Annotated in this window: 20 protein-coding genes and 4 tRNA genes; 13 read left to right on the top strand and 11 right to left on the bottom strand. The window is 54.3% G+C overall.

Translation table 11 applies throughout. The features are described from left to right. Window positions 1-88: 88 nt before the first annotated feature. From OKC27_RS16570 to OKC27_RS16605, 8 genes are all read right to left on the bottom strand, one after another. Window positions 89-817 carry a M48 family metallopeptidase gene (locus tag OKC27_RS16570; protein ID WP_270806498.1) on the bottom strand — a complete coding sequence of 243 codons (729 nt, stop codon included), beginning with the start codon at window positions 815-817 and terminating at the stop codon, window positions 89-91. Continuing rightward, the gene (locus tag OKC27_RS16575; RefSeq protein ID WP_270806499.1) at window positions 814-3,924 is read right to left on the bottom strand and encodes a type I restriction endonuclease subunit R; all 3,111 of its coding nucleotides are present in this window, start codon (window positions 3,922-3,924) and stop codon (window positions 814-816) included. The genes OKC27_RS16570 and OKC27_RS16575 overlap by 4 nt, the downstream gene beginning before the upstream one ends. Before the next feature lie 224 nt (window positions 3,925-4,148). Beyond that, a complete protein-coding gene (gene darG / locus OKC27_RS16580) occupies window positions 4,149-5,222 on the bottom strand; it encodes a type II toxin-antitoxin system antitoxin DNA ADP-ribosyl glycohydrolase DarG (RefSeq protein ID WP_139409885.1) in 1,074 nt (357 codons plus the stop codon). Continuing rightward, on the bottom strand, window positions 5,222-5,872 hold the full coding sequence (gene darT, locus OKC27_RS16585; protein ID WP_201991550.1) for a type II toxin-antitoxin system toxin DNA ADP-ribosyl transferase DarT: 651 nt from the start codon (window positions 5,870-5,872) through the stop codon (window positions 5,222-5,224). Before darT ends, darG begins: the two co-directional genes overlap by 1 nt. A gap of 18 nt (window positions 5,873-5,890) precedes the next feature. Then, entirely contained in the window at window positions 5,891-7,909 is a 2,019-nt protein-coding gene (locus OKC27_RS16590; RefSeq protein WP_270806500.1) for a DUF262 domain-containing protein, read from the bottom strand. Then, a complete protein-coding gene (locus OKC27_RS16595) occupies window positions 7,899-9,278 on the bottom strand; it encodes a DUF262 domain-containing protein (protein ID WP_270806501.1) in 1,380 nt (459 codons plus the stop codon). Before OKC27_RS16595 ends, OKC27_RS16590 begins: the two co-directional genes overlap by 11 nt. Next, complete coding sequence (locus OKC27_RS16600; RefSeq protein WP_270806502.1) at window positions 9,275-10,606, bottom strand: restriction endonuclease subunit S; 1,332 nt, start codon at window positions 10,604-10,606, stop codon at window positions 9,275-9,277. The genes OKC27_RS16595 and OKC27_RS16600 overlap by 4 nt, the downstream gene beginning before the upstream one ends. Then, window positions 10,606-13,080: a type I restriction-modification system subunit M gene (locus OKC27_RS16605; RefSeq protein WP_270806503.1), complete on the bottom strand. Its 2,475-nt coding sequence runs from the start codon at window positions 13,078-13,080 to the stop codon at window positions 10,606-10,608. The genes OKC27_RS16600 and OKC27_RS16605 overlap by 1 nt, the downstream gene beginning before the upstream one ends. A 282-nt stretch (window positions 13,081-13,362) precedes the next feature. Between OKC27_RS16605 and OKC27_RS16610 the strand changes: the two genes are divergently transcribed. From OKC27_RS16610 to OKC27_RS16670, 13 genes are all read left to right on the top strand, one after another. Next, complete coding sequence (locus OKC27_RS16610; RefSeq protein WP_270806504.1) at window positions 13,363-13,908, top strand: hypothetical protein; 546 nt, start codon at window positions 13,363-13,365, stop codon at window positions 13,906-13,908. A 325-nt stretch (window positions 13,909-14,233) separates the two neighbouring features. Then, window positions 14,234-14,914, top strand: coding sequence for a hypothetical protein (locus OKC27_RS16615; protein ID WP_270806505.1), 681 nt, complete (start codon window positions 14,234-14,236; stop codon window positions 14,912-14,914). A gap of 76 nt (window positions 14,915-14,990) precedes the next feature. Then, the gene (locus tag OKC27_RS16620) at window positions 14,991-15,131 is read left to right on the top strand and encodes a hypothetical protein (RefSeq protein ID WP_270806506.1); all 141 of its coding nucleotides are present in this window, start codon (window positions 14,991-14,993) and stop codon (window positions 15,129-15,131) included. Between the two features lie 729 nt (window positions 15,132-15,860). After that, the gene (pncC, locus tag OKC27_RS16625) at window positions 15,861-16,352 is read left to right on the top strand and encodes a nicotinamide-nucleotide amidase (protein ID WP_182938867.1); all 492 of its coding nucleotides are present in this window, start codon (window positions 15,861-15,863) and stop codon (window positions 16,350-16,352) included. An 80-nt stretch (window positions 16,353-16,432) separates the two neighbouring features. Further along, a complete protein-coding gene (recA, locus tag OKC27_RS16630; RefSeq protein WP_042058789.1) occupies window positions 16,433-17,494 on the top strand; it encodes a recombinase RecA in 1,062 nt (353 codons plus the stop codon). Between the two features lie 38 nt (window positions 17,495-17,532). After that, window positions 17,533-18,036, top strand: a complete 504-nt coding sequence (locus OKC27_RS16635; RefSeq protein WP_042657692.1) for a regulatory protein RecX — start codon at window positions 17,533-17,535, stop codon at window positions 18,034-18,036. 364 nt (window positions 18,037-18,400) lie between these two features. Next, window positions 18,401-21,025, top strand: coding sequence for an alanine--tRNA ligase (gene alaS, locus OKC27_RS16640; RefSeq protein ID WP_111809427.1), 2,625 nt, complete (start codon window positions 18,401-18,403; stop codon window positions 21,023-21,025). A gap of 16 nt (window positions 21,026-21,041) precedes the next feature. Continuing rightward, a complete protein-coding gene (locus tag OKC27_RS16645) occupies window positions 21,042-22,280 on the top strand; it encodes an aspartate kinase (RefSeq protein WP_163127421.1) in 1,239 nt (412 codons plus the stop codon). Between the two features lie 103 nt (window positions 22,281-22,383). Continuing rightward, window positions 22,384-22,572 (top strand): carbon storage regulator CsrA, encoded by a 189-nt coding sequence (csrA, locus tag OKC27_RS16650; RefSeq protein ID WP_005336053.1) that lies wholly within the window; start codon window positions 22,384-22,386, stop codon window positions 22,570-22,572. A 214-nt stretch (window positions 22,573-22,786) separates the two neighbouring features. Continuing rightward, window positions 22,787-22,879: transfer RNA gene (locus OKC27_RS16655), tRNA-Ser, on the top strand. A 3-nt stretch (window positions 22,880-22,882) separates the two neighbouring features. Beyond that, window positions 22,883-22,959: transfer RNA gene (locus OKC27_RS16660), tRNA-Arg, on the top strand. Window positions 22,960-23,059: 100 nt separating this feature from the next. Then, a tRNA-Arg gene (locus OKC27_RS16665) sits at window positions 23,060-23,136 on the top strand. A 10-nt stretch (window positions 23,137-23,146) separates the two neighbouring features. Further along, window positions 23,147-23,223 (top strand) — tRNA-Arg (locus OKC27_RS16670). A 361-nt stretch (window positions 23,224-23,584) separates the two neighbouring features. Here the strand turns inward: OKC27_RS16670 and pbpG are convergent. The 3 genes from pbpG to OKC27_RS16685 all read right to left on the bottom strand — a co-directional run bounded on the left by pbpG (window position 23,585) and on the right by OKC27_RS16685 (window position 26,548). Next, the gene (gene pbpG / locus OKC27_RS16675) at window positions 23,585-24,412 is read right to left on the bottom strand and encodes a D-alanyl-D-alanine endopeptidase (RefSeq protein ID WP_270806507.1); all 828 of its coding nucleotides are present in this window, start codon (window positions 24,410-24,412) and stop codon (window positions 23,585-23,587) included. A 159-nt stretch (window positions 24,413-24,571) separates the two neighbouring features. After that, complete coding sequence (locus tag OKC27_RS16680) at window positions 24,572-25,237, bottom strand: DedA family protein (RefSeq protein WP_058053366.1); 666 nt, start codon at window positions 25,235-25,237, stop codon at window positions 24,572-24,574. 18 nt (window positions 25,238-25,255) lie between these two features. Next, on the bottom strand, window positions 25,256-26,548 hold the full coding sequence (locus tag OKC27_RS16685) for a hemolysin family protein (RefSeq protein WP_075112893.1): 1,293 nt from the start codon (window positions 26,546-26,548) through the stop codon (window positions 25,256-25,258). Window positions 26,549-26,616 lie beyond the last annotated feature (68 nt).

Here is a 26,616-nt window from a genome sequence, read left to right on the forward strand (position 1 = left end):
TGTCTACAGTACGGTAGAACTATCTACTGGCTATATTAGGTGGCTAACACTAATCATCAGGCTGCGGTCTGGTTTGCAGCCTGATGAGTTAGTGACTGTCACGTATCCACGTATCATATCCTAACGGCAGGTCTTTCAATAACGCACGGCTTTCACGCCAATTGGGAAGGTGACGATTCATCAGTGCTTCGAATCGGGCATTGTGATGCCGCTCCAGCAGATGGATTAGTTCATGTACAAGGATGTATTCGAGGCATGTCACTGGTTTCTTGGCTAGTTCAAGGTTGAGCCAAATTCGGCTCGCCTCACGATTACATGTCCCCCATTTTGTCTTCATTTTTTTGATACCCCAGTGTTGCAACTGGGTACCAAGAATGGGTTCCCACAAGGCTAGGAGAGCAGGAACTCGTTGCTTGAGCTGAGAGCGATACCACTCGGTTATCACCAGATTTCGGTTAGCAAGAGTTGTTTCAGGATTCACAAACAGTGCCAGTTTTCGGCTTCCCTTGATGAGAACTTCATGGCGGCCAACACGCTCAATTACCTCTAGTCGGTAACGTTGACCCCACAAGTGATGGCTTTCCCCGCTGACTAATTCACGTTCACTTTGGCGGGGTTGCGCCACAAAATTGCGCTGTTGTTGCTTAATCCAAGGTAGCCGACGAATGATGGCCACCCTGATTGCTGTCTCACTCATGGCAAGCGGGGCCGAGACTCGAACCTTGCCATCCGGTGGCAATACATCAAGATGCAGGTGCTTGATTGCTTTGTGATGTAGCTCGATTGTCAAAGGGCCAATGTGTAAGGTCGTACTCAATGATACTCCTGCTGTGCTTTGACCAACGTCATGATTTCTGCCACATCGATATCATAGCCTTGTACCTCTTCACGAATCGCATTGGCCAGTTCCCGCTCCTTGAATCGATCGCCTAGCCACTCCGCTTTTTTGGTATAGCGAATAGCCGTATCGAGCTTTGCAACCAACACCTCATCTTGGCCAAAGTTGTCGAATAGTGCTCTTTTGGCGCTGGTGTCAACAGATTCAGGGTAGTGTTGATGGTGTTGTCCATCGGGATTAACAACCTGCTTGGCCAGTGCTAGAACCTGCTCCAAGTAGTCTTGGTACTCGATAGCTTTTTTGCGTCGCAGCTTGATCAACTCGTCGAGTAGTACAGACATCTGTGCGTAATACTTTGGGTTGACTGGATTTTCATCGACGATGGTTTTGCGAATGTTGTTCTCTATGGCTTCGGCCATGGCTTCGGGATCCTTTTTGATCCCTTCTGGCAGGGAGTCGAGAGCGGCCGTTCCCTTGGCGTTGATGAGCTGCAGCAAACCACGATCATCAAAGTCGATCAGAAGTTCGCTGTCATCGGCGCGGATATACATATCGAGCAGGGCTCGCATGGCAGGTTCATACTGCCGCATGTCAACTTTATCACCGCTGGCGGACTTGATCTCATCGCGGACGTTCGTGTAATGAGCCACCTCGGCTTTGATATCCGAGGCTTGTTTCACTGTATACCCTGCTGCGTTCATCTCGTTGGCAAGGTTCATGTAAGCTCGAAGCAGCTTGGCGACACTTTGATAAAGGGTTAGGCGTAGCGACTCTTTTTCCGGCTGGTCACTGCTGTTAGTGCCTGACGTCCCGCAAAAATAGTGAATGTAGTCAGCCGTGTGGCGAGGTGCTAGCACGGGTTCGCACAATCCGCGAACCATTTCCAGAGCGTTGTCCAAATCTTCACGTGCAAGGGTGAGTCTGTCTTTGAGTAAACCAGCCACGTCCTCCTTGTCGTAACCATCAAACGCTTCGCCGGTGTAGTCACTGATCGCCTTATCAAGCGACTTGAACAGGTCCTTGTAATCGATGATGTAGCCATACTCTTTATCATCACCATCGAGTCGATTGACCCTGCAGATTGCTTGGAAGAGGTTATGATCTGCCATCTGCTTATCAATGTAGAGGTACGTGGCTGGAGGGGCATCGAAGCCGGTCAGTAGCTTGTCTACAACGATCAGTAGCTTCATCTGCCCCGGCTCGTCGACAAACCGAGCCTTGACGAGAGTCTCAAATTCCTCGACTCGACTGGCTGCGGCGTTTTCACTCTGTTCAAAGTAGTCCGCCAACATCTTGCGATAGGTCTGATATTTAAACAGCATTTCCGTCAGACCTGCATCACTCGCCTGTCCCTTGATACTTGTAGCAGTGGGCTGGTAGCTGGTCACTATGGCGCACTTACCCGCGAGTTCGGTTTTGCTAAATAGCTCATACAGGGTGCAAGCCTGATGGATACTGGCGCACACCAAAATGGCATTGCCATGACCATCTTTCAAACGGGGGCGCTGGCTCATGTCCAACAGGATATCCATCATGATCTTCTCCAGCCGATTCTTGCTGGAGAGCAGCTTCTGCATCGACCCCCACTTCTGCTTCAATTGAGTGCGAGCAAGGTTGGAGATCCCTGATGTTTTGGCGGTGAACCACTCATCAATTTTCTTCTCGGAGGTGAGATGCTGGTCGATGTCCCGAGCCTCATAGCGAAGATCCAGCACAACCCCATCACGGATGGCCTCATCAAACTTGTAGGTATGAATGTAGGGGCCAAATATCTCGATGGACTTTTGCTTGTCTTTCTTCATCAATGGCGTGCCCGTGAAGCCGAAGAATATAGCCTCTGGCAGAATGCGCTTCATGGCCTCGTGTAGTTTGCCGGATTGAGTACGGTGGCACTCATCGACAAACACAAACAAGTTCCCTTTGGGTTTGAAGTCACTGGGCAAGCAGTGGGTCAGCTCCGCAATGTAGTCGTCAGCGTCTTCATATTGATCCGTGTTGGACTGTTCTTGCTCCCCTTGACGGCCAAATTTATGTACCAAGGAGCAGATTAACCAAGGGGAAGTCTGGTTTAGCGTGGTGACCAGATCCGCACCGCTTTGGGTTCGGTAGATGGTCTCTGCTACCCCGTTGAAGACTTTCTCAATCTGTTCATCGAGCTCGGTTCGGTCAGTGATCAGCAGCACTCTGGCATCAGTCACGTTCTCGCGGATCCACTTGGCCAGCCACACCATCGTCAAGCTTTTGCCTGAACCTTGGGTGTGCCAAATGATGCCCCCTTCGCGTCGTGCGATATATCGCTTTGCTGCCTCAATACCGAAGAATTGGTTGTGCCGACAGGTCTTTTTTACACCGGCATCGAACACAATGAAGTCATGGATGATCTGTAGAAAGCGCGGCTTGTTGCATAGCTCCACCAGATGATTATCAAGGGGGCTTTCACAGATGCCTGGTGAATCTGATTTCCATTCCAGCCAATACTTTTCAGCCGTCTCGATGGTGCCGTAGCGTAAACCTTGGGTATCGTTACCGGCCATGACCAGTTGCATGGTGGTGAAGAAATTGCGGATGAAGCTCTTCTCTTGGTTATCCAGATTCTGCCGAATGCCTTCGGATACCGAGATTGTGGAGCGTTTGAGTTCTATTACCCCAAGCGCTATGCCATTGACGTAGAGCACCAGATCGGGGCGCTTCTTGTTCTCCCCCTTGACGCTGACCTCTTCGGCAATGGCAAAATGGTTGTCGTTTGGGTTTTTCCAGTCGATGAGCCATACCGTCTGATTCTGTTCGCCCGCGCCAGTTTTATCCTTGATGCCGTAGCGCAGCAGGTTGTAGACATCCTTGTTGGCGTAGTAGAGCGTTTTGCCTTCACCCAGTGCACTCGCCTGATCCAGTTGGCGCAAGGCTCGCGTAATCAGGGCATCATTGACTCCACGCTTCTTGAGCCAGGGGGTCAAGATCGACTCCTCAACGTTGCGATTGTTGTCTCGGTGGTGCCAGTTGCCAAGGTACTCCCATTGCAACTGCTCCTGAAATAGATCGATGACTCGCTGCTGGGTGACCAGCTCTTTTTGACCCACTTTACCCATTAGGACGTCTTCCATTTGAACCATGGGTTGGCGATGGTTGCATGCAGTCAAGACAGGGAACCACGGCTAACCTGCAATACGCGATGACATTGTCCACAGCAGGGCCTGAAATACAGGCCCTTGTTCCAGAAATCAGGAATGCAGACAAAGATTTAACTCTTGGTTGGAGTCAGACAAGACTACCAGATTTGGATAAGAAGTGTGTCCCGTTAGCGCGCATGTCATCAGTGATATGCAGGGAAGCTCTGCTGCAAGCGGGTCAGGGCAATGCCCAAGCTCTTGTCATCGAAGAGCTTGGCCTTACGTTGTGCCCATTTGCCACCTTTGGGCCAACGGATAAGTCCTGCCCGCAGCGCCTCTACGGTTGGTTCGCATCCTTCTTGGTTTACCAGCCAGTCAACGGTTGCTAGCAGCTCCATTCCATAGGGGGACTCAAATCCGTCGATAAGCGCAGCTGCTTGCTCCAGCGCGGGTAAGTAAGCTCGCGCCTCGGTATGCAAATAGGTGGCAAGTTGTTGCTTTTTGTCATCATTGAACCAGATGACATCAAAGGGTTTGCTGTCTGGGATCCGCTTATCTGATTTGAGATAACTGCCGTCCATTGCATTCAGCAAATGGGCTAGATTATTGGCATAAGGCCCGTAATGGTGTGCCGTGAAGTGCAACTGCAGCGGATCTTGTGGCGCCGTTTGACGAATAAAGCGCTCCAGAAACCATGCCAGTTTTTGAATTTCCAGCAGGCTGCACTCCATGCCAAGAAACCAGTAGCGACGGACTAGTTCGGCAATCAAGGCGCGGGCTGGTGTGAGATGTTCGACGCCAGTACGTTTGGCAACATTTTGGTACTGGTTGCTGGGTTCAAACAACAGGATTTCAATATCCAGATCACCGAGAGCCTCTTCAATGGCCTGTTTTACTTCAGGCCATGGTAGGCCACCATTGCCTGCTCCTAGCGGGGGGATGGCGATAGATTTGACGTGATTTTGCACAAGCCAATGTCGCAGATCTTGTAAGCCTTCCTGAATCCATGCCATCTGGGATGGAGATCGCCAATGTTGCTTGGTGGGAAAGTTGATGATCCAGCGGGGGCCGAGTAGCTCACCAGTTTCGGTGATGAACATCTTGCCAGTGGTCACTTGCCCTGACTTACAGGCAGCCGCATAGCGAGCCATGTTGTCGGGAAAGCGCTCTTTAAACATCAGCGCAATACCCTTACCCATAACACCAACGGTGTTCACTGTATTCACCAATGCCTCAACAGGCGCATCCAGCAGGTTGCCAGTGGTGTATCGAATCATCAGAAATACCATCCAGAACGAACATGAACCGGTCGGGCGACACCCAATTGGGCCATCGTTTGCTCAACCTGAGCCTTTGTCTCTTCGTTGTAACACACCACGCCGACTAATGCCTCAACGGGACAGTGTTGATGCACCAACGCCTCTGCTTGGTAGCGTTCGAACTTGGCGGGGTCATCTGGGTTTCGTTTGAAGTCACGCCGTTGCAAAATGGGCCAGTCGATGCGGTTCAGTTCCCCCAGATCATCGTAGAAATTGGCCCATTGATAATAGGCGTGGCTGTCGGTAAACAGGAATGCCAACTCCAGCTCGGCAATTCGATGCAGACTAGATACCAGGATCAGGATCTCGTCATTACTGCGCTGCGGCACGCCCCTCCCTGAGTGGATATTGCTGAGCATGGGAGAAAAGGGAGTGAAATAGAATGGCACGTAGTCGTTCAATACCCCGAAAGGCGCCAGCGGCACCGGATGATGGGCGCGCTTGCTGATCAACTCGGCCAAACCAATATGTACCCAAGAATCACTCTGCTCGGTTGCGTTGCCCGCCCACAGACCATGAGTCAAAATCCATGGCAGATTATCGCGATGCACGATACGAAAGATCAGCGCCTTCTCTGGATTGAGACTGCGACTGTAGTCATATGGCATTGGTCTGGTTCTCCCGTATTATGTCTGGTCGCATGGCAAAGCATGTAATAGAACATCTAACATCTCGTCTTCATGGCGTTTCATTGCCTCAATGTGCCAGTCATCTGACTCCATCATCAAATATTGTTTAATGCTGTCGATTACCCCACCTGCGTAGTGTTCTTGTTTGGCTTTGGGCAAATAGTCACTTAGACGTGAATTTTTTTCATGGCTAATCAGACAGAGATTGCCAAATGCATTCAGGTGCTCACTTGGCCATAGTTTCCCTCCTCTAGGATGCTGTGGGTAGTAGTGTTCCACCGAACTGCGAGAGGTGAATTGAAAGTTGGCAATAGTGCTGTCTTTGTTAGCCGCACTACGATTCCTTTGCCATAAGAGATAATCGAGAAAGTTAAAGATCAGATTGTTCTCTATCTGTCCGTAACAGAGACGCTGCCTCACCATATTTCTGTCGATCTGCTCTTGTACTGTTTGAGGCAGATCTTCCTGCCGATAGATCATATCGAAATAGTCGGCCTCGGTGTCAGCCAGGAAACGGTCAAAAACAAACCTCTTGGCAACCGACTCCAGATAGACCAGATAGTCAGCGGCTTGTATCGGTTGCTGCGCGTCATTGAAGAGCCAGTGAAGTGCCGCATTGAGCCAATGCTTATAGACCATAGTCGGAGCGGAGACATGAAAAGCTGCCAGCAACATCGCAAGTTGCTGATTGATGTCATTCTCACCCTTTTCATTACTAAATGATTTCGGATAGTCGGTGCTTCCGCCACTGTCTTTCTTGTAGCTTTTCAGACTCCAGCCTGTCTTATTTGCAGCGTATTCACGCTTGATAACATACGAGTCAAACAGATGCTTGCAGCGCAGTAAGGCAAAGGTGAATGCCTTGGTGCCTTCAATAGCTTGCGCCTTTCCGATCCCCCCCTGCGTTGGGTTGCCACGGAGCAGATAGTCGTCAAAGGTATCCAGCAGCCGTTTATCATCGAGGGGAATATCCTGTTTGAGCAGGACACGCAGCACATGCAGCAGGAAATTCGGGAAGTTGATCACTGAGTGGAAGCGTTTCGCGCCATCATCATCAAGTTGCTCAGTGTGTTTGCCCACCGGTTGTTGGATCAGCGCTTCAAGACTCAATGAAATTGGTCTATCCATCACGGCAGCTTGCCCATCCCCAAGCAGCTCACTCAAAGCGTCAAAGCTATCGACACGCAGTTGATACCACTCTTGACCAAACAATTTCGACCGCTCGGAGGTGGTAAAACCAGCTTGCACATACTTGTCGATATTGGCGCAAGCGTCCCACACCTTATGCAGAGCATACTCGCTACTGGCTTTTTCAATCGGGTCAGGGATTTGATTCATTACCGCCAGCAAACGGGCTTTAAGCACCTCATGTTTTACGAGCTGCTCACCGCGACTGTTCATCACCTCGAAATAGTGATTGAGATCTGTCTTTGGCGGCACTGGGACCCGGAGGATCTCGACGTGGTTTAGCAGATACTCCGCGAACGCGGTGGGACTGACATCACGCGCCTTCAACTTATTTCTCAGCACGTTGTGAATTATCCGGTAACCACGCAGGATGGCGTCATTAATCTCGGTCATACCCGTTAACTGAGGCGGGTTACCTTCCAGTTGGCCATTGAACAGTGCAGAAAGGGTTTGGCGGGAATGCTCACGGCATTCGAAGTCGATATTGGGTTGACGATACCAGTCGAGTTCAACACCGAGCGATCGCCCTTGATTGCGTAAATAGGTTACCAACAACGACAGCGTTGTCAGTCGTTGCTGGCCATCGATCACTTCATATATCGCTCGATCGGCCTCACGCTCCCGTGCGGATACCACCAAGCTGCCGATATAGTAGCGCTTCCTCTTGGGCTGATAGTCGAGCACATCCTCAATCAGCTGAATTATCTCGGCTTCTTCCCATGCGTAGTTGCGCTGATACATAGGGATCAGATAGCTCACCTGCTCCTCTGGCGGGGTGTTACCCAGCAGCTTGCCCACTGAGAGAAGGGTGATCATCTCATCGCTCATCGAGATACCCCATTTTGTCAAATAATGCTTTCAATTCATCAATCTTGGTGCCATTAACCTTGGTCACGGTCGGCACCTCATATTGCAATAACAGCTGGGGATTAGTCGCCTCACGTAACACCTTGAACATATTTTTTCGCCCGACCACATAGTTATCCATACTGGCCAACTGCACAGAATACATATCAAGGCGCAAGGCATAGGCCCAGATAAAGATCTTCTCTATCGCTTTGGAGAGGTGCGTGGCGCCGAACTTGTCGAAGTAGTAGAGCAACAAACAATCGAACATTGTTCGCACATAGCGATCACCGGTACGATGGCGGCCCTGGTAGTCGGCAAGCACCATAAGTATCTCGCGGGCATAGCCCTCGAGCTTATAACGCTCCATCAACGCCGAACCGTTAAACAGAAATGTCAGCCCCTGATAGTGCTTAATCATCTCGAAGAAACGACGACCGTTGATAATGGTTTGATCCAGCTGAAACGGAAACGCCATATGCAGTTCATCAACTTTGTTATGAACTATCCGCAACGCGGAGATGCAAGGAAAGGCTTCGCTGTTGGCCAGATTAACCCCTTTGAATAGCGCCACGTCATCCTTGCCAAAGTAACGGGCAGGTTTCCCTGTAATCCAACGTCGAATGCGATAAAGATGTTCACCAAACAGGGCTTCTAATACATCCCCATTACTATTTTCCCAACTGGATACGGTGGCAGTTTTAAGCGGCTCATCCAACGCTGAAAATTCTCGTAAATGGAAAGCCTTGAGCAAATCATGGGGGGCCAGATCTCGTCCGCGCGCATTTTGTGAATCAAAAAACTGGAATGCTTCTGAGATATCAAACAGCGTCACCTGTACCAGTTCACAGCGGTTCAGCAGAAAGTCGATCTGTTTCTCATCAAAATCGGCGCGCGCGACCCGCCTGCGGATCACCTGATAGTTCTCCCGGATATTGTGTTGTGACACTGTGTGAGTGAAATCGGGATGTATCATGCTCGATTTCAGCGTGTTCAACTGCTTTCGCAGGTTAGGGTTGGTCAGTGCGGCGAGTTTCTCATTGAGTAGTGCATGAAGGATTAACAGCAGTGTGATGGTCCGTTGCTGACCATCAACAATGTCCCGGATACGCATGCCCGCCCCAGTATCTTCCTGAGATGGGGGCTCATATAACACTAACGTACCCAATCGATAAGCATCTTTTTCTTGGTGTAAGGCCAGATCATCCAGCAGTTGCTCGACATGTCTGGTCGTCCACTTATAGGGACGCTGGTAGGGCGGGATCACCAACGTGGGGTCAGCCAGTAACTGGCTGACCTTGATCACCTTGTACTGCAAGGTGTGGGGATGGGTCACTGATACGGCTGTCATTCAACCTGTTCCACAGGCAGACGGATACGGCCGGTCAGCAGTTGCTGCATCATGCCTTGTTTGAGGGCGCGGGCCTTCTCCAGCTTCTGGGTTAACGCCTGCAGCTCGTTATCCATATCGGATAAAATAGTGGCGATGGCAGTTTGTTCTTCCTTTATGGTTGGAAGATACAATGGAATCTTTTTAATTAATCCAGCTGTATAGCTTAATTGCTTTGTTCCTTGGCAGTATTTAAAAGCCAAGTTTTCTCCATTGTGCACATACCAATAATACAGGTATTCTGATGACAATTTTTCATTCGGATAAATTGCCATGCATGATTGGTTTGTTGTAGCTGGCCTACCAACAATACCACAAGCACCTCGTGTACCTGCAGCTTCAAGACCAGTAATTGCCATTAGGAAAGTTCCTTGAGGGTGAACATTTAAATTTGACTTCTTAATGGCTTCATCACTGATCTTCTCAATCGTGTCATTAATAATGCAATAATTTAACTCACCGCTTGTAATCCAGCGATTTGTTCCCTTATAAAAATCTTTATTTCCTCGATAAGGTGTAGCACCACTGGAGCATGAATCCACAACATCATTAAATGTATAACACCCCCAATCCTCTGGGATTTGTCCCAGCTCGCTGGATTTATAACCTTTTGGGGTGCCATCAGGGCGCATGGCAAACTGCGGCAGGCGGGTTCGACCGGTCAGCAGTTGCTGCATGGCGGCGGTCTTTATGGCCTGTTTCTTGGCGATCAACTGCCCCAAGCTAACAATCAGAGCATCACTATCGGAGAGTACTGTCGCAATTGCTAATTGCTCTTCCGTTGGAGGAATTGCGCATTGTATTCTTTCAAGAGAGGCTTTATTTAATTTAAATCGCCCAGCACCCTGCCGAGTTAGATAAATAGAGATATCGCGATTTCTGAAAAACCAGTAAAACCACTTTGCAGAACCAACATTTCCCTTAATCAGGTGTGCATGATTGTTAACGTTGAACTTCCCACTAACCAGTTGGGTCTGATTAAATGAGTCAAACTTTAAGAAATGGTCTCCATCCTCACCAATCAGAGCGAATTCACCCTCAACTCGATATTCATTAATATAGCCTTGTATCTTCGTTGGACCGTAGTATGGATAAGAACCACTCATGCCATCACGTACTTTAGAACTAATTGGCAATCTTAGATTGTTACAAACAGTAAATGAATCGCCCACAAGCATAACTTCCCAATCCTTGGGAATTACCCCCACCTCGGTCTGCTTATAGCCCGTCGGAATAGCCTGCGTGGCCACCTTCTCGCCTTCTTTATGCTGAATCATCTGTTCCGCCATTATGCCCACTCCAGCCCCATGGCCTTCAAATGGGCCGCTACCTTGGCCTCCAGCTCGCTCACGTTTTGGGTGAGTTTTGGCAGGGAACGGCTGTAGCGCTCCTCCAGCTCCTTGACCCGATTCGCCAACTGCTGGGTAACCCGCTCAACCTCGGCTTCCAGTGCGCCGCGCAGGCTCGCCTGCCATTTATCTTCAACCAGCAGGGTTTTAATCTCGTTATCCTGCAGCTTGGGGTAGTGAGCAAACACCGCCTTATCGAGAGTGTCGCTGGCCTCTTTGTGGGCCTTCTTGGCGCGAGTCTCGGCGTCGAACAGCTGCTGCGCCTGCTTGAGCACAGCCAGTTCTTCTTTGTCGATGGCGGCCTTGATACGCGCCTTGACGCTGGCGGCGGTCACCTTCTCCTTGTCGTTCATCGCCTCGACCAGACCGCCCTCTTCCCCGCTCTGCTCCTCAATAAAGCTCTCCAGTGCCTGGCTTGCTTCATCAAGCGCGGCTTGCAGGGTATCGAGCTCTTTTTGTTCATTGGCAAAGAAGCGGGCCACCAGCAAGGCGGGTGGGAGCAGCTCAGCCTTGTACTTAGCCTTGCTAATTACCAGATCCGGGCTCTCTTTGATCTTTTCGCCCTTGTCGGCAATCAGCTCGCGCAGGACCCGACCCGCTGGCCAACCATCCTGAGAGAGGACATAGAGATCGTCTTGCAGCTGGTTCTGCCAGTAGTCCATCAGCAGCTGATAGATGGCGTAGGGATCGAGCAGCTCACCGGTCGCCTCGGCGGCGGCGCGATAGTGCTCAAGCAGCGCTTCACTCACCTCGTCGATCAGCGCCTTGGGCGAGTCCCCCTTGGCAAACTCGCCGAACTGGCACTCGCTAAACCACTGGACGAACGGCGCCAGCGCCGCCTGTTTGAAGCGGGCAAACTCCTCACAGGCCAGTATGGTGCCCTTGACCTTGGCGGCGGCTACCTGCGCCTCACTGTAACCGGGACGCAGCGGAGCAAACAGGGTGGCCTTGAGGGTCGGGAATACCCGCCAGTAGGGACCAAGCACCGCGATATCGCGCTCGGGGATGCCCCCTTGCAGGTGACCAGCCAGATCGTGCAGGTCCTCCCCTTCGCTGCCATCGATATAGCGCGGGATATTGAGGTTGTAGTCGTTGCGGGCGATCTCGCCAAGTGGCACCCAGCGGCTGTAACCTTCCAGGGTCAGGCCACGGGTGAAGGTGTCGACAATCTTGTGGATGTCTTGCTCGCGCAGCCGGTTCTTGTTGCCATCTTTGATAAAGCCTTTGCTGGCATCGATCATAAACAGCCCTTGCTCATTGCTGGCCAATGCGCCCTCAACCTGAACAGAAAGGGCGCGGGTGTGGGCGCTCTCTTTGTCGATGACGATGATGCAAGCGGGAATACCGGTGCCGTAGAAGAGGTTGGCAGGCAGGCCGATGATCCCCTTGATATAGCCCTGCTTGAGCAGGTTCTCGCGAATACGCGCCTCGGCATTACCGCGAAACAGCACGCCGTGGGGCAGGATCACCGCGCCCTTGCCGGTGCTGTTGAGGGACGCCAGAATATGGAGCAGGAAGGCATAGTCACCGTTCTTCTCGGGCGGGACCCCCCAGTGAAAACGATTGAAGAGATCCTTGTCGGGATTCAGGCCGTTGGTCCAGTTCTTGTTCGAAAATGGGGGGTTGGCCACGGCAAAGTCGAAGCTCTTAAGGCGATCATTGCCCTCTTTCCACTGAGGGTCGGTGAGGGTATTGCCCTTCCAGATCTTGGCGGTGGCGTTGTCGTGCAGGATCATGTTCATCCGCGCCAAGGCACTGGTGGCATTATCCATCTCCTGACCATAGATGGTGAGGCCCCGTGGGGCTTCATCACTGGCTTTGAGTAACAAGGACCCTGAGCCACAGGTGGGGTCATAGACGGTAGCATCTTGCGATGTCTGTTTGTTGATGCCGACCACCTTGGCCAGAATGCGCGACACTTCTGCCGGGGTATAGAATTGCCCCTTGGATTTGCCCGATTCGGTGGCAAAGTGACGCATCAGGTATTCGTAGGCATCACCCAGCAGGTCATCACCATCGGCACGGTTGGCGGAGAGATCCAGCCCCTCAAAAGTGGCCACCAGATTGGTGAGACGATCCACCATCTCTTTGCCCTTGCCGAGCTTGTCTTCATCGTTGAAGTCCGCCACATCAATGACGCCCTTAAGATCGTTCTCTTCAGCCAGTGCCGCAATGATCTTGTTGATGCCATCGCCAATCTCTTTGTTGCCCTTGAGTGCGACCATATCGTCGAAGCTGGCGCCTGCGGGTACAACGATCATGCCGTAGGGGTTGCCCTTGTACTTGTCGGAGACGTACTTCATAAACAGCAGGGTCAGCACGTAATCCTTGTACTGGGAGGCGTCCATGCCGCCACGCAGCTCATCGCAGCTGCTCCACAAGGCGGAGTAGAGTTCGTTTTTTTTGATAGCCATAGGAGAGATACCGCAGGAGGCAAGAAAGAGTTGCGGGGATTCTACCTTTGTCGTCGCAGGCGATAAACCAAGAGAGTCACGTTTGCGCGGGTTTTGTGAGATGGCATGAGCTGCGAGCGAGCCCTGCTATGGATGGCGTTGGCCTGTGGCTGGTTGCGCATAACACGCGGTAGCGCTCAAGCCAGCAGGCACCATGTGACGACCAACAACGTATCCTAAGGGAGTTTTTTGATACAATCGCACCTCTTTTGGAATCAAGTTCCGCCAAGGATGACCCCTTACATGCATGCCCCACACACTGAGTCTGGCCAGACTCCTGATAATGAAACTTTGCCTTCCAGTTCACCTTCACTGTTACAACGTTTTGATAATGGGCTGATGGGCCTGTGTCAGCGGTTGTGTTATTGGCTAGGGCAGTGTTTTCTGCTTGGGTTTGGATGTGCCAGTGTTTGGACATTCGTTACAAGCATCTTCAAATATGGTGAGGGGATGGCGGATCTGAGCCTTGTTGAGAAGGGCGTGTTGCTGTTACTGGTCTTGTTGCTTTGGCGTCATTGGCGGTACTGCCAATATTGTTCAACGTCCTATTGGCAACGATTGCTGCGCCCCTTGCTCAGTTTGGGGAGTTTATTCGTGGTCGAGCAGGTTATGGTGGGCATCATTTTTAATATTGACGCAAGCTTGCTAGCTGAAGATGCAGGGCAGTTTCAGGAATATGCCATGTATGAACGACTGTTCGATTACATGCTGTTTTTGGTGGCGCTCTATCTGGCCGCACCTCGATTCCAACCCCTATCACCCATCTCTTCGACTGAGCAAGTGTCATGATGCTACGTTATGTTCCAGTGCTATTTATTCTTATGTTGCCACAGATAGTCGGTGCTGAGACGAATAGGTCTATGTTGATTGAAGGCTGTGCTGAAGCTATCCAGATTTACGAGGATAACCAGCGCTACAGGTGGCAGGCGGCTACGATGACGTCACTTTCTGAAGCGTTAAGGGCTGGCTATTGCAGGGGCGTTATCGATGAGTATGACCGTAACCATCATTGCGGTGGGGACTGGTTAGAGCGCGCTCGATACATTGCAGATCATAAAGAGGCTAAGAGCTTGCCGCCATCAACCGAGTCGCTGTTACGAGGTGCTTGTCAGTCATGAGCTCGTACACCTTGGCAGAAGCCATGCGACACCTGTTCGGGATCAAGTTGGCGGATTATCCCAAGTTGAAAGATCAGTTGAATAGCTTGGTTCGCAACAAGCTGATCCATATGGATGCCGAGCTTGTCTCTCATCGAGATCGCAGGCGCTTGCCAGAGCGTGAGCTGACAACCTTGTTCAATGCAACCTTGTTGTTGGCGATCTTCCCTGATCCCGGCAGGGTTAAGTTGATTTTTAATGATGTGGGGGCGCGGCAGAAAGCAGCTAGATTGGTGGAGTTGATTGTGATAAATCGCCAGTCTTTGCTGGAGCTTGTCCATTTGAGCGTGAGTGCAGCAACCTTCGTCAAGGCGCTAGCGTCACCCGATGTAGACCTCCGAAAAAACAGGTTGGATAACCCATTTGAGGCGTTACCCCAGACCTTATTGGATGGAGACGTGGGGCTGCTTGATTGCAACGTTGCACGTAGTGCCAGCCTCACCAAGGCCGATCCCATGCTACGTTGCTACTTGAATGGAGAGCTGGATATCGCAGCAGAGCATGCCGCTCGCATGCTTTTGGCTTCTGAAATGATACCTCATGAACTGGTTTACCTGGCTCAACATATTGAAGCGGAGTACCGCGCCGCAAAGGAATTCTCTGCGACTGTCGATCTTTTGTTTGGAAAGGCTTTTTAGTGCATTGCACTGATTGATGATGATCCCTGTCAGCACAACGTTGGGCTGACAACCATCAACTTTCAAGGAGTCTTTTATGTCAAAGCATGCCCCCATCAAACCCGCAGATAATGCCGCCAACATGCAGAATAAAAATTCTGGTTCATCTGGAACCAATCGTCAGTATGACCAGAATCAGGGGAACCGTGGCAAGGACATGAACCCGAATCGCAAGTAATAGCATTTCTGCCGTGGACTGCGGTAAGCGCAGAGCCGTGGCTTGGTTGACCATAACGGCATGGAGCCAGTGATGTCCAAAAAAGATGATGACGATAACCATTCACGTCAGTTAAACCCTGAGCACGATGCTTATTGGCAGAGTCGGGGATATGACGAACGTCCCGATGATGAGGACGAAGAGTGACCTAAAGACGGGGGGCCAATGAGCCCCCCGTTCTTCTTTGCTTAGGATCTTGGTTTGCAGGAGGCTGAATGTGCAGGCAGGTGCTAGGGGCGTGCATCCTCAAGGGAGCATTGTTTGTGGGGGGGTAAGGAGGTTGGGGGTAAATAATGTAAGTGTAGGTTAAAGTGTAAGTTTTTATTTTATGTTTCAAAAAACACTTATATATCAATGGTGACACACCCATGCATCATGGGCGTGTGGGCGCTGAGATTGGCGCTTGGCGCAGCGCCAGTAGCGTGGTGTTGTGCGGTCATGTTCTGTTCCAGAAGGGGCCTCTGCGGGCCAGTGTCTGCGGTGATGAGCCTTGAGCTTGATGGCGCCATTCTACACATAAGCGCCGCGACGGGGGAGCGGGTGTTCCGGGCGCGGTTGCTCTGCATTATTGAAGACATGACTCCGGTGCGGCACCTCACATTGCGGCAGGCAAGGGCGGTCTGCCGTGGTTGCGGGGGTTGGTATCGGGATCGCATAATGTGCCTCTTGAGCGGATCAGAAGGAGTCGTGATGAAACTGGATGCAGAGATAGAGCACCTTGCCATCGAGCTAGGACGGGCCCTCGGTCAACGGGGCTGGCTGGCGGCGACCGCCGAATCCTGTACTGGCGGCGGGGTGGCTACGGCTATTACCGACATCGCGGGCAGCTCCGGCTGGTTCGATCGCGGGTTTGTTACCTATACCAACGAGGCCAAGCAGCAGATGTTGGGGGTGAGCGACGAGAGCCTGGAGCTGCACGGTGCGGTGAGCGAAGCCGTGGTGCTGGAGATGGCTCGTGGTGCGCTGGCGCACTCGTCGGCCGCTATCAGTGTGGCCATCAGCGGCATTGCCGGCCCCGGCGGCGCTACCGAGGACAAGCCGGTCGGCACTGTCTGGTTCGCCTGGGCCGACCGCAACGGCCGTCACCACTCTCTGCTCGCCCGCTTCGACGGGGATCGCCGACAGGTGCGCCAGCAGGCGGTGAGACAGGCCCTGTCGGGTCTGTTGGCCCTGCTCAGATAAATTGGGCTTGATACTGTATGAATAGACAGTATACTTAGCCCAACTTCACTTCTTACTCACGATTTCCAGCGGAGATTGGCATGGATCAGAACAAACAGAAGGCACTGGCGGCTGCGCTGGGTCAGATTGAAAAGCAGTTCGGCAAAGGTTCCATCATGCGTCTGGGCGACAGCAAGACCATGGATATCGAAGCCATCTCTACCGGTTCTCTTTCGCTGGACGTGGCGCTGGGCATCGGCGGCCTGCCGTGTGGCCGTATCGTCGAGATCTACGGCCCGGAATCTTCCGGTAAAACCACCCTCACCCTGCAGGTGATCGCGGAAGCCCAGAAGAAAGGCAAAACCTGTGCCTTCGTCGATGCGGAGCACGCACTCGACCCTATCTATGCTGCCAAGCTGGGCGTCAACGTCGACGACCTGCTGATCTCCCAGCCGGATACCGGCGAACAGGCGCTGGAAATCTGCGACATGCTGGTTCGCTCCAATGCCGTTGACGTCATCATCGTCGACTCCGTGGCGGCCCTGACCCCGAAAGCGGAAATCGAAGGCGAAATGGGTGACTCCCACGTAGGCCTGCAAGCCCGTCTGATGTCCCAGGCGCTGCGCAAGCTGACCGCCAACATCAAGAACGCCAACTGCCTGTGCATCTTCATCAACCAGATCCGGATGAAGATCGGCGTCATGTTCGGTAGCCCGGAGACCACCACAGGTGGTAACGCGCTCAAGTTCTACGCCTCCGTGCGTCTGGATATCCGTCGTATCGGCGCCATCAAGGAAGGTGACGAAGTGGTCGGTAACGAGACCCGCGTCAAAGTGGTCAAGAACAAGGTGGCCCCGCCCTTCAAGCAGGCCGAATTCCAGATCTTCTACGGCGCCGGTATCTCCAAAGAGGGCGAGCTGGTGGACTTGGGCGTCAAGCACAAGCTGATCGACAAGGCCGGTGCCTGGTACAGCTACAACGGCGAGAAGATCGGTCAGGGCAAGGCCAACGTCATGAAGCTGTTCGCCGAGAACAAGGTAATGGCTGGTGAAATTGAAGCGCGCCTGCGCGAACTGCTGCTCTCCGGTGCCGTACCGGCAGAAAAGCCGGTGGCAGCTGCCGCCGAAGAGTTTGAAGACGAAAGCGAACAAGAGTTCGAATAAGGTAAAGGAGGCCGGGTTGATACCCGGCCTTGTCATTTATGGTCGATGAATCTCTCCCCGAACCCGTTGAACTCTCCTTTGAAGAGCTGTTTGCCGCTGCCCGCGCCTTTGCCATGCGCAGTCTGGCCCGTCGCGAGAGCGCCGAGTCCGAGCTGGCCAACCGGCTGCGCCAGCAAGGTTTCAATGAAGAGGTGATCGAGGCGGTGGTCGACTACTGTCGCGGTTACAACTGGGTTAACGACGAACGTTACGGTGGCATGGCGGTGCGGGCCGGTGCAGCCAAGGGACATGGCCCCATCAAGATCCGCTTCGATCTGCGCCGCAAGGGGCTCGATGATATGCAGATCGATGCCGCCTTCGATCAGCCGGAACTGGACTGGTTTGAACTGGCGTTTGCCCTGCTCGAACGGCGTGCCCGGGTGGCCGATCTGGCGGATTTCAAGCTGCGGATGAAGTGGCTCAAATACCTGCTGGGGCGTGGTTTTACTCAGGATCAGGCGCGTTATGCGATATCAACCCTGCAGGAGTCGGCCTCAGAGTAACGGGGCCGGTGCCTTGTTGCGTGATGCAAGGTCATGAGACAACGCCTTGCCCGCGGCACTCTTTCCTCTTCTATGCACCACCCAGTGATACTCCTTATCTCGCATTTACAGGATTTTTCTTGCCCATTCAGTGGCTTGGGGGCCGGGTGTGGCGAAAGGCCGGTTCTGCCGTGCCACATGGCTATTTTCCACTGCTTTTTGCCTGATCCCCGGCTCAAAAAGCCTCGGTTTGCCTCCCTTTTCTCTTCGTATCCGTTTATGCGCGCTTTTTCGCCCGTGACGGGCCTGTACGTTTTACTTTACCCCGCAGAAAACTTACATTAATGCGGTTAAAAGTCCGTATTCGAATCAAGCAGGATTTTCCATGTATATGTCCACGTCAGAGATACGCGCTGCGTTTCTCGAGTATTTTCGTTCCCAGGGACACCAGGTTGTCTCCTCCAGCTCGCTGGTACCGCATAACGACCCGACCCTGTTGTTTACCAACGCGGGTATGAACCAGTTCAAGGATGTGTTCCTTGGCGCCGAGAAGCGTGCCTACAACCGCGCCACTACGTCCCAGCGTTGTGTCCGTGCCGGTGGTAAACACAATGACCTGGAAAACGTCGGCTATACCGCCCGTCACCACACCTTCTTCGAAATGCTGGGCAATTTCAGCTTCGGCGACTACTTCAAGCATGACGCCATCAAGTTTGCCTGGGGTTTCCTGACCGAAGTGCTGCAGCTGCCGAAAGATCGCCTGCTGGTGACCGTCTACGCGACTGACGATGAAGCGTTCAATATCTGGGAGAAAGAGGTCGGTGTACCGGCCGATCGCATCGTGCGCATCGGTGACAACAAGGGTGCCCCTTACGCTTCCGACAACTTCTGGGCGATGGGTGATACCGGCCCGTGCGGTCCCTGCACCGAGATCTTCTATGACCACGGCGATCACATCTGGGGTGGCCGTCCTGGCTCGCCGGAAGAGGATGGCGACCGTTTCATCGAGATCTGGAACGTGGTGTTCATGCAGTTCAACCGTCAGGCTGACGGCACCATGGAACCGCTGCCCCGTCCGTCTGTGGATACCGGCATGGGTCTGGAGCGTATCTCCGCCATCATGCAGGGTGTCCACTCCAACTACGAAATCGACATCTTCCAGGCGCTGATCAAGAAAGCGGCCGAGATCGTCGGTACCACCGATCTGAGCAACCAGTCCCTGCGCGTCATCGCTGATCACATCCGCTCCTGCGCCTTCCTGGTGGCTGACGGCGTGATGCCGTCCAACGAAGGTCGTGGCTATGTGCTGCGCCGCATCATCCGTCGCGCCGTGCGCCACGGTCGTAAGCTGGGTGCTACCGACGTCTTCTTCTACAAACTGGCTGCCGAACTGGCGGTGCAGATGAAGGACGTGGGCGCCGAACTGATCGCCCAGCTGCCGCTGGTCGAGCGCGTACTGCGCATCGAGGAAGAGCAGTTTGTCCGCACCCTGGATCGCGGTCTGCTGCTGCTGGAAGATGTGCTGGCCAATCTGGGCGACGCCAAAGTCGTGCCGGGTGAGGTGGTGTTCAAGCTCTATGACACCTACGGCTTCCCGGCCGACCTGACTGCTGACGTGGTGCGCGAGCGCGACATCGGCATAGATGAAGAGGGCTTCACCGTCGAGATGGAGAAGCAGCGTGCGCGCGCCAAAGAGGCCTCCAGCTTCGGCGTGAACTACAACGAGATGCTCAAGCTCGACTTCGAAACCCCGTTCACCGGTTACAAGAACTTGAGCGAGCGCACTCGTGTGCTCGGCATCTACAAGGGCACCGAAGAGGTGAATGGCCTGATCGCCGGTGACGAAGCCGTCATCGTGCTGGAGCAGACCCCCTTCTACGCCGAGTCCGGTGGTCAGGTTGGCGACAGCGGCACCCTGAAAGTGGACGACGGCATCTTTGCCGTGACCGACACCCAGAAAGCGGGCAAGGCGATCATCCACAAGGGTTACATGGAGCTGGGTACCCTGGAGAAGGGCGCCGAAGTGGAAGCCGTGGTCGATGGCGATCGCCGTCAGGCCATTGCCCTGAACCACTCCGTGACTCACCTGCTGCACGCCGCCCTGCGTCAGTCGCTGGGTGATCATGTGACCCAGAAAGGTTCTCTGGTGGGGGCCGAGCGCATGCGTTTCGACTTCTCCCACTTCGAGGGGTTGACCATGGCGACTATTCGTCGCATCGAAGAGCTGGTCAACGCCCAGATCCGTGCCAACCACGAAGTCAGCACTCAGGTGATGGATCTGGAAGCCGCCAAGGCTGCCGGTGCCATGGCGCTGTTTGGTGAGAAATATGAAGACGACGTGCGAGTGGTGCGCATGGGCGACTACTCCACCGAGCTGTGTGGCGGTACTCACGCCAAGCGCACCGGTGACATCGGCTTCTTCAAGATCATCGCCGAGAGCGGTATCGCCGCCGGTGTGCGTCGTATCGAAGCGGTGACCGGTAAGGGCGCCATCGACTTCATGCACCAGCTGGCCGAGCAGTTTGAAGAGGCTGCCGCACTGGTGAAAGGCGACCAGTTCTCCATCGGCAGCAAAGTGCGCCAGATCCTGGACAAGTCCAAGATGATGGAGCGCGAGCTGGAGCAGCTCAAGGCCAAGCTGGCTGCCCAGGCCGGTAACGATCTGCTGAGTCAGGTGATCGAGATCAATGGTCAGAAGGTGCTGGTTGCAGCACTGGAAGGGGCCGATCCGAAATCTCTGCGCGGCATGCTGGACGAGCTGAAAAACCGCATGAAGTCCGGTGTCGTACTGCTGGCAACCTGTGCCGACGGCAAGGTGAACCTGATCGCGGGTGTGACCAACGACCTGACCGGCAAGGTCAAGGCCGGTGAGCTGGTCAATCTGGTTGCCCAGCAGGTGGGTGGCAAGGGCGGTGGTCGTGCGGACATGGCACAGGCGGGTGGTACCCAGCCTGAGGCGGTGCCGGCAGCGCTGCAATCCGTTCACTCCTGGCTGGAAGAGCGCCTGTAATAGGGCGAGGTGATCTGTGGCACTCTATGTACAGAAGTACGGCGGCACCTCGGTCGGCACACTGGAGCGGATCGAGGCGGTAGCTGAGCGGGTCGAGCAGACCCGCGCCCAGGGACACGACGTGGTGGTGGTTGTCTCCGCCATGTCGGGCGAAACCAACCGGTTGCTGGGCATGGCCCAGCAGCTGGATCCTGATGCCAACCGGCGCGAGATGGATGTGCTGGTCTCCACCGGTGAGCAGGTCACCATAGCGCTGCTGGCCATCGCGTTGAACAAACGCGGTTGTCCTGCGGTCTCAATGACCGGTGATCAGGTGCGCATTCATACCGATTCCGCCTATGGCAAGGCGCGCATCACTCACATTGACACCGAGCTGGTTCAGGCTGAACTGGGGGCGGGCAAGGTGGTGGTGATCGCCGGTTTCCAGGGCCGTGACGAGCATAACGCCATCACGACCCTGGGCCGCGGTGGCTCGGACACCACGGCGGTTGCCGTGGCGGCGGCCATCAAGGCCGATGAGTGCCAGATCTTTACCGATGTGGATGGGGTATACACCACGGATCCGCGCATCGAGCCCAAGGCGCGTCGTCTCGACACCATCACCTTCGAGGAGATGCTGGAGATGGCCAGTCTCGGTGCCAAGGTGCTGCAGATCCGCTCGGTGGAATTTGCGGGCAAGTACCGCGTCCCGCTGCGGGTGCTGTCGAGCTTTATCGATGGAGAGGGAACCTTAATCACATATGGAGGTGATAGGATGGAAGCTCCCCTGGTATCCGGGATCGCTTTTAACCGCAACGAGGCCAGCCTGACCATTCTGGGCGTGCCGGACAGACCAACCGTTGCCGCGCAGATCCTGAATCCGATCAGCGACGCCAACATCGATGTCGACATGATTGTGCAGAACACCCTGGGAGATGGCACCGCCGACTTCACCTTCACGGTGAATCGTGACGATTACCGCCGTGCCCGGGCACTGCTGGAGGAGACCGCCACTGCGCTGGGCGCCTCCTGCGTGCAGGGGAATGGCGAGATCGCCAAGGTTTCCATTGTCGGTGTCGGCATGTGGAACCATCCCGGTGTTGCGCGCACCATGTTCAAGGTATTGGGCGAGGAGGGGATCAACATGCAGTTGATCTCGACCTCTGAAATCAAAATCTCTGTGGTCATTGACGAGAAGTATCTGGAGCTGGCAGTGCGCGCCCTGCACGCGGCTTTCGGGTTGGATCAGGCACCGCAGGAGCAGCCCTTGGGCTAACAATCTCTGATTGATTTAGTTTCAACCATTTACCATATCGGTATCTTTGTAAGATAATGTCGCATATCGATATAAAAACAAAACAGGATACAGGAGCAAGCGAATGCTTATTTTGACTCGTCGTGTTGGGGAAACCCTGATGATTGGTGATGAAGTGACTGTCACCGTACTGGGCGTTAAAGGCAACCAGGTCCGTATCGGTGTGAACGCACCGAAAGAGGTCTCCGTGCACCGCGAAGAGATCTACCAGCGCATCCAGGCCGAGAAAGTACCGGGCCAACCGGGCTTCTAAGCTGCGTTCATGGCTGTGACAAGGCGACACCCTATGTGTCGCCTTTTGTTTTTCTGGCCCCCCAAAAATCGCCCTGCAAGGTGCGAAACTGCGGGATAAGTGCCGATATTGTTTGAATATTCCACGCTTTGACCAAATGCTGAGCGAACGCGCTTTTTTCTCCAAAAAAGTGTTTGACTAAAAATCCCTGTGAAGTATTATCAGCCCCGCAAACGGAGAGGTGGCCGAGAGGCTGAAGGCGCTCCCCTGCTAAGGGAGTATGCGGCTTATACCCGCATCGGGGGTTCGAATCCCCCCTTCTCCGCCATTTGCGCCCGTAGCTCAGCTGGATAGAGTACCTGGCTACGAACCAGGTGGTCAGAGGTTCGAATCCTCTCGGGCGCACCATATTACGACTCAAGCAAGAGTCATGTGTTGACCATCAGCAAGTCGACACTTTGGAAAAGGCTTACTGATAAGTAAGCTTTTTTTATCGTTTTAAAACAGGGCGCCCGTAGCTCAGCTGGATAGAGTACCTGGCTACGAACCAGGTGGTCAGAGGTTCGAATCCTCTCGGGCGCACCATACTTCGTGCGCGCCCGTAGCTCAGCTGGATAGAGTACCTGGCTACGAACCAGGTGGTCAGAGGTTCGAATCCTCTCGGGCGCACCATACAGACAGCCTCGACTTCGGTCGGGGCTGTTTTTTTATGGGCGACAATTCACTCTTTGATGCGGATCCTCGTTCGCTGGAGCGGCCGGGTTACCCTCCTGCCTGCCTGCCTGCCTGCCTGCCTGTTCTTGTCCTCTTTTCTGCTCCCCTTCTGTTATTACACCGCGCTCTTCTGAACGGTGCAACCCCTTGCCACCCTGAGCCTCATCTGCAGGCGGGCTGTATGCCTGCTGTTACTGCGGGGGACTGCGCGCAGCTCACCACTCAGGGTTTGGCTATCAACATCCCGTAAGGCCTGCTGAGGCGTTCTGCGGGCAATAAAAAAGGATGCCGCAGCATCCTTTGGTGTTGAGAGTGTTACTCAGCTTTTCAGCCATTTGCGAATGCGGTTGGCATCGCCGATGGGGGTGCGTTTGCCCACCGAGTTGAGCAGCACGATGGCCAGCTCCTGATTGTCCGGTTTGGCGCGCATCACCAGACAGCGCCCCGCTTCGTCAGTGAAGCCGGTTTTGGAGAGGCGTACGTCCCAATCCGGGTTTTTCACCAGCGGGTTGGTGTTGTTGAACATCAGGCTGTAGGCGGGGGAGCTGAACCGCATCTCACGGTTCTCATCCTGAGTGAACTGACGGATCAGCGGCTGACGATAGGCGGCGGCGGCCAGCTTGCCCAGATCCTGGGCAGTGGAGACGTTGCGGGTGGAGAGGCCGGTGGAATCGTAGAAGTGGGTATTGCGCATCCCCAACAGTCTGGCCTTGTTGTTCATGGCCCGCACGAAGGCGCTGCGACCACCCGGATAGTGACGCGCCAGTGCCGAGGCCATCCGGTTTTCGGAGGACATCAGCGCCAGATGCAGGGCATCGCGACGGGTCACCTTGGTGCCCATACGGATGCGGGAGTGAGTGTGTTTGACCCGATCCAGATCGTTCTTGTCGACCGTGATGGTCTGGTTGAGATTCTGCTTGGCATCCAGCACCACCAGCGCTGTCATCAGCTTGGTGAGGGAGGCGATGGGACGCACCTTGGTGGCATTCTTCTGGTAGAGCGTCTTGCCCGTTTTTACATCCACGACCAGGGCGCTGCTTGAGCGTACTTCCAGTTTGGCTGGGTTGGGGGCCGCGCTGACCGCAGGCAATCCCAGCATTCCCATCAACCCGACAACCAGCGCTGCTGCGCGAATCCGACACCACATACAACCGACTCCATTCCCATCCAAAAAAAGGCGCTAGATTCACTCATTTTTACCCCTGCTTTACAAGGGCCGAGCGGGACTATTTCTGCTATTTGCGCAAAATAGGGGATCAAAAAAGCCCTCTGGCGAGGGCTTTCGGGTCGGGCGTTGCGCGAGGGGTCAATCCCGCGGCTGCGCGGCCTTGCGTTTGCTGATCCAGCGCCATACCAGCGCCACCATGCCACCCACCAGCAGTACCACCGGCAGATAGATGATGATGTTGAAGAACTGGGTCTGGTATTCGGCTGCCAGCTTGGTGTGGCTCAGGTAGTAGCCGGTGCCGACCAGCGGGCAGATCCACATAATGGAGCTGATCAGATTGACGATGAGAAAACGCCCCTGCGGCAGCTCGGTGGCCCCCACGATATAGGGATAGGCGGTGCGCACGAAGGCGATATAGCGCGCGGTGATCAGGGTGATGATCCCGTACTTGTCCAGCAGGTGGTAGACCTTCTGCTGGTGTCGCTCTTCCACGTGGGACATCAGCCGGTGGTAAAGCTGGGTATGGCCGAGGAAGCGCCCCTGCATGTAACCGAGCCAGGTGCCGACAAAGGTAGCCATGATCAGCAGCGGGATCACCCCGAGTGACAACACATCCTGATAGATAAGCACGCCGGTGAGGAGCAGCAGGCTGTCACCGGGCAGAAAGGCGGTAGGGATGAATCCGTTCTCCAGTACCAGAAACGTCAAAATCACACCACAGATCATGAAGGCCATCTTGGGATCGGAAAGTGTGTTCAGATCGTGATTCATAAAGGCGTGAGCCAGTTGGTAAAACTGCTCCATACTTGCAAACTCCGCAGGTTAGCTGGGTTGATCGGTCAAGGGCATGGCGAGCACCTTGTCGATGCGCAGGCCATCCATGTCAACAATTTCCAGTTGCCACTGTTCCAGTGTCACCAGGTCTCCGGTGTGTGGAACACGACCAAGGAGCAGCATGATAAGCCCTCCGAGGGTGTGATAGTGATGTTTTTCTTCTTCTGGCAGACGAACCAGCTCCAGACAGTCCTTCAACTCTGGCAGCGGGATCAGGCCATCGAGCAGCCAGCTGCCGTCGGCGCGCCGGAAGGCCCAGTTGTCGCTGCCATCCTCCTGCTGGAAATCCCCCGCCAGCGCCTCCAGCAGATCCTGCTGGGTGACCAGCCCCTGTAATTCGCCATATTCGTCCACCACCAGCACCATCTGTTCGCTGTGGGTGCGGAAGTGGTTGAGCAGCTCGACGCCGTTGAGGGTCTCGGGCAGCAGGCTCCCTTCCTGGGTCAGGGCCGCCAGATCGATAGGCTCTCCCTTGATATAGGCGTGCAGCACCTTGCTGACATTGATGATCCCTACCAGCTCTGACAGGTTGCCGTCGCAGACCGGAAAATAGCTGTGGCGATACTCCACCAGCCGCTGCAGGTTGGCCTCCAGCGGCAGCGCCAGATCCAGATAGCGGATATCGCTGCGTGGCACCATCAGGGAGGAGAGGCTGCGCTCGTCGAGACGGAAGACGTTGCGCAGCATGGTGTGTTCATGATCCTCGATCACCCCGGCTTCCGATCCTTCCACCAGCATGGCGTGGATCTCCTCCTCGGTGACATTGTTACTGCCATTCTGGTTGACCCGCAGCAGCCGCAGGCTGGCATTGGTGGAGGCCGACAGCAGCCAGACGAAGGGGCGAGTCAGGGTAGCGAGCCAGTGCATCGGACGGGCCATCAGGCAGGCGATGCGCTCGGCATTGAGCTGGCCAAGCCGCTTGGGCACCAGCTCCCCCACCACGATGGAGAGGTAAGTAACGACCACCACCACGATGACGGTGGCGATCAGGCCGCTGCTCTTGGGGGATAGTCCCCACTCCTGCAACCAGAGCGAGAAGGGCTGGGCCAGTAGCGATTCGCCATAAATACCGTTGAGCAGGCCGATGCTGGTGATGCCTATCTGGACGGCGGAGAGAAAATGGGTCGGGTCTTCACCCAGTTTGAGGGCGATGGCGGCGGAGCGGTTGCCTTCATTGGCAAGTTTGCCGAGGCGCGCCTTGCGTGCGGTGACGATGGCGATTTCTGACATGGCGAAGACGCCATTAAGCAAAATCAATCCCAGCAGGATCAATATTTCCATACAGCAACAGCACCTCTTGAGTGGATAAGATCGCTGGCAGTGTAATGAATTTGGCGGCGATGCGCTTG

Source organism: Aeromonas sp. QDB62, assembly GCF_027705695.1.
Taxonomy (GTDB): domain Bacteria; phylum Pseudomonadota; class Gammaproteobacteria; order Enterobacterales; family Aeromonadaceae; genus Aeromonas; species Aeromonas allosaccharophila.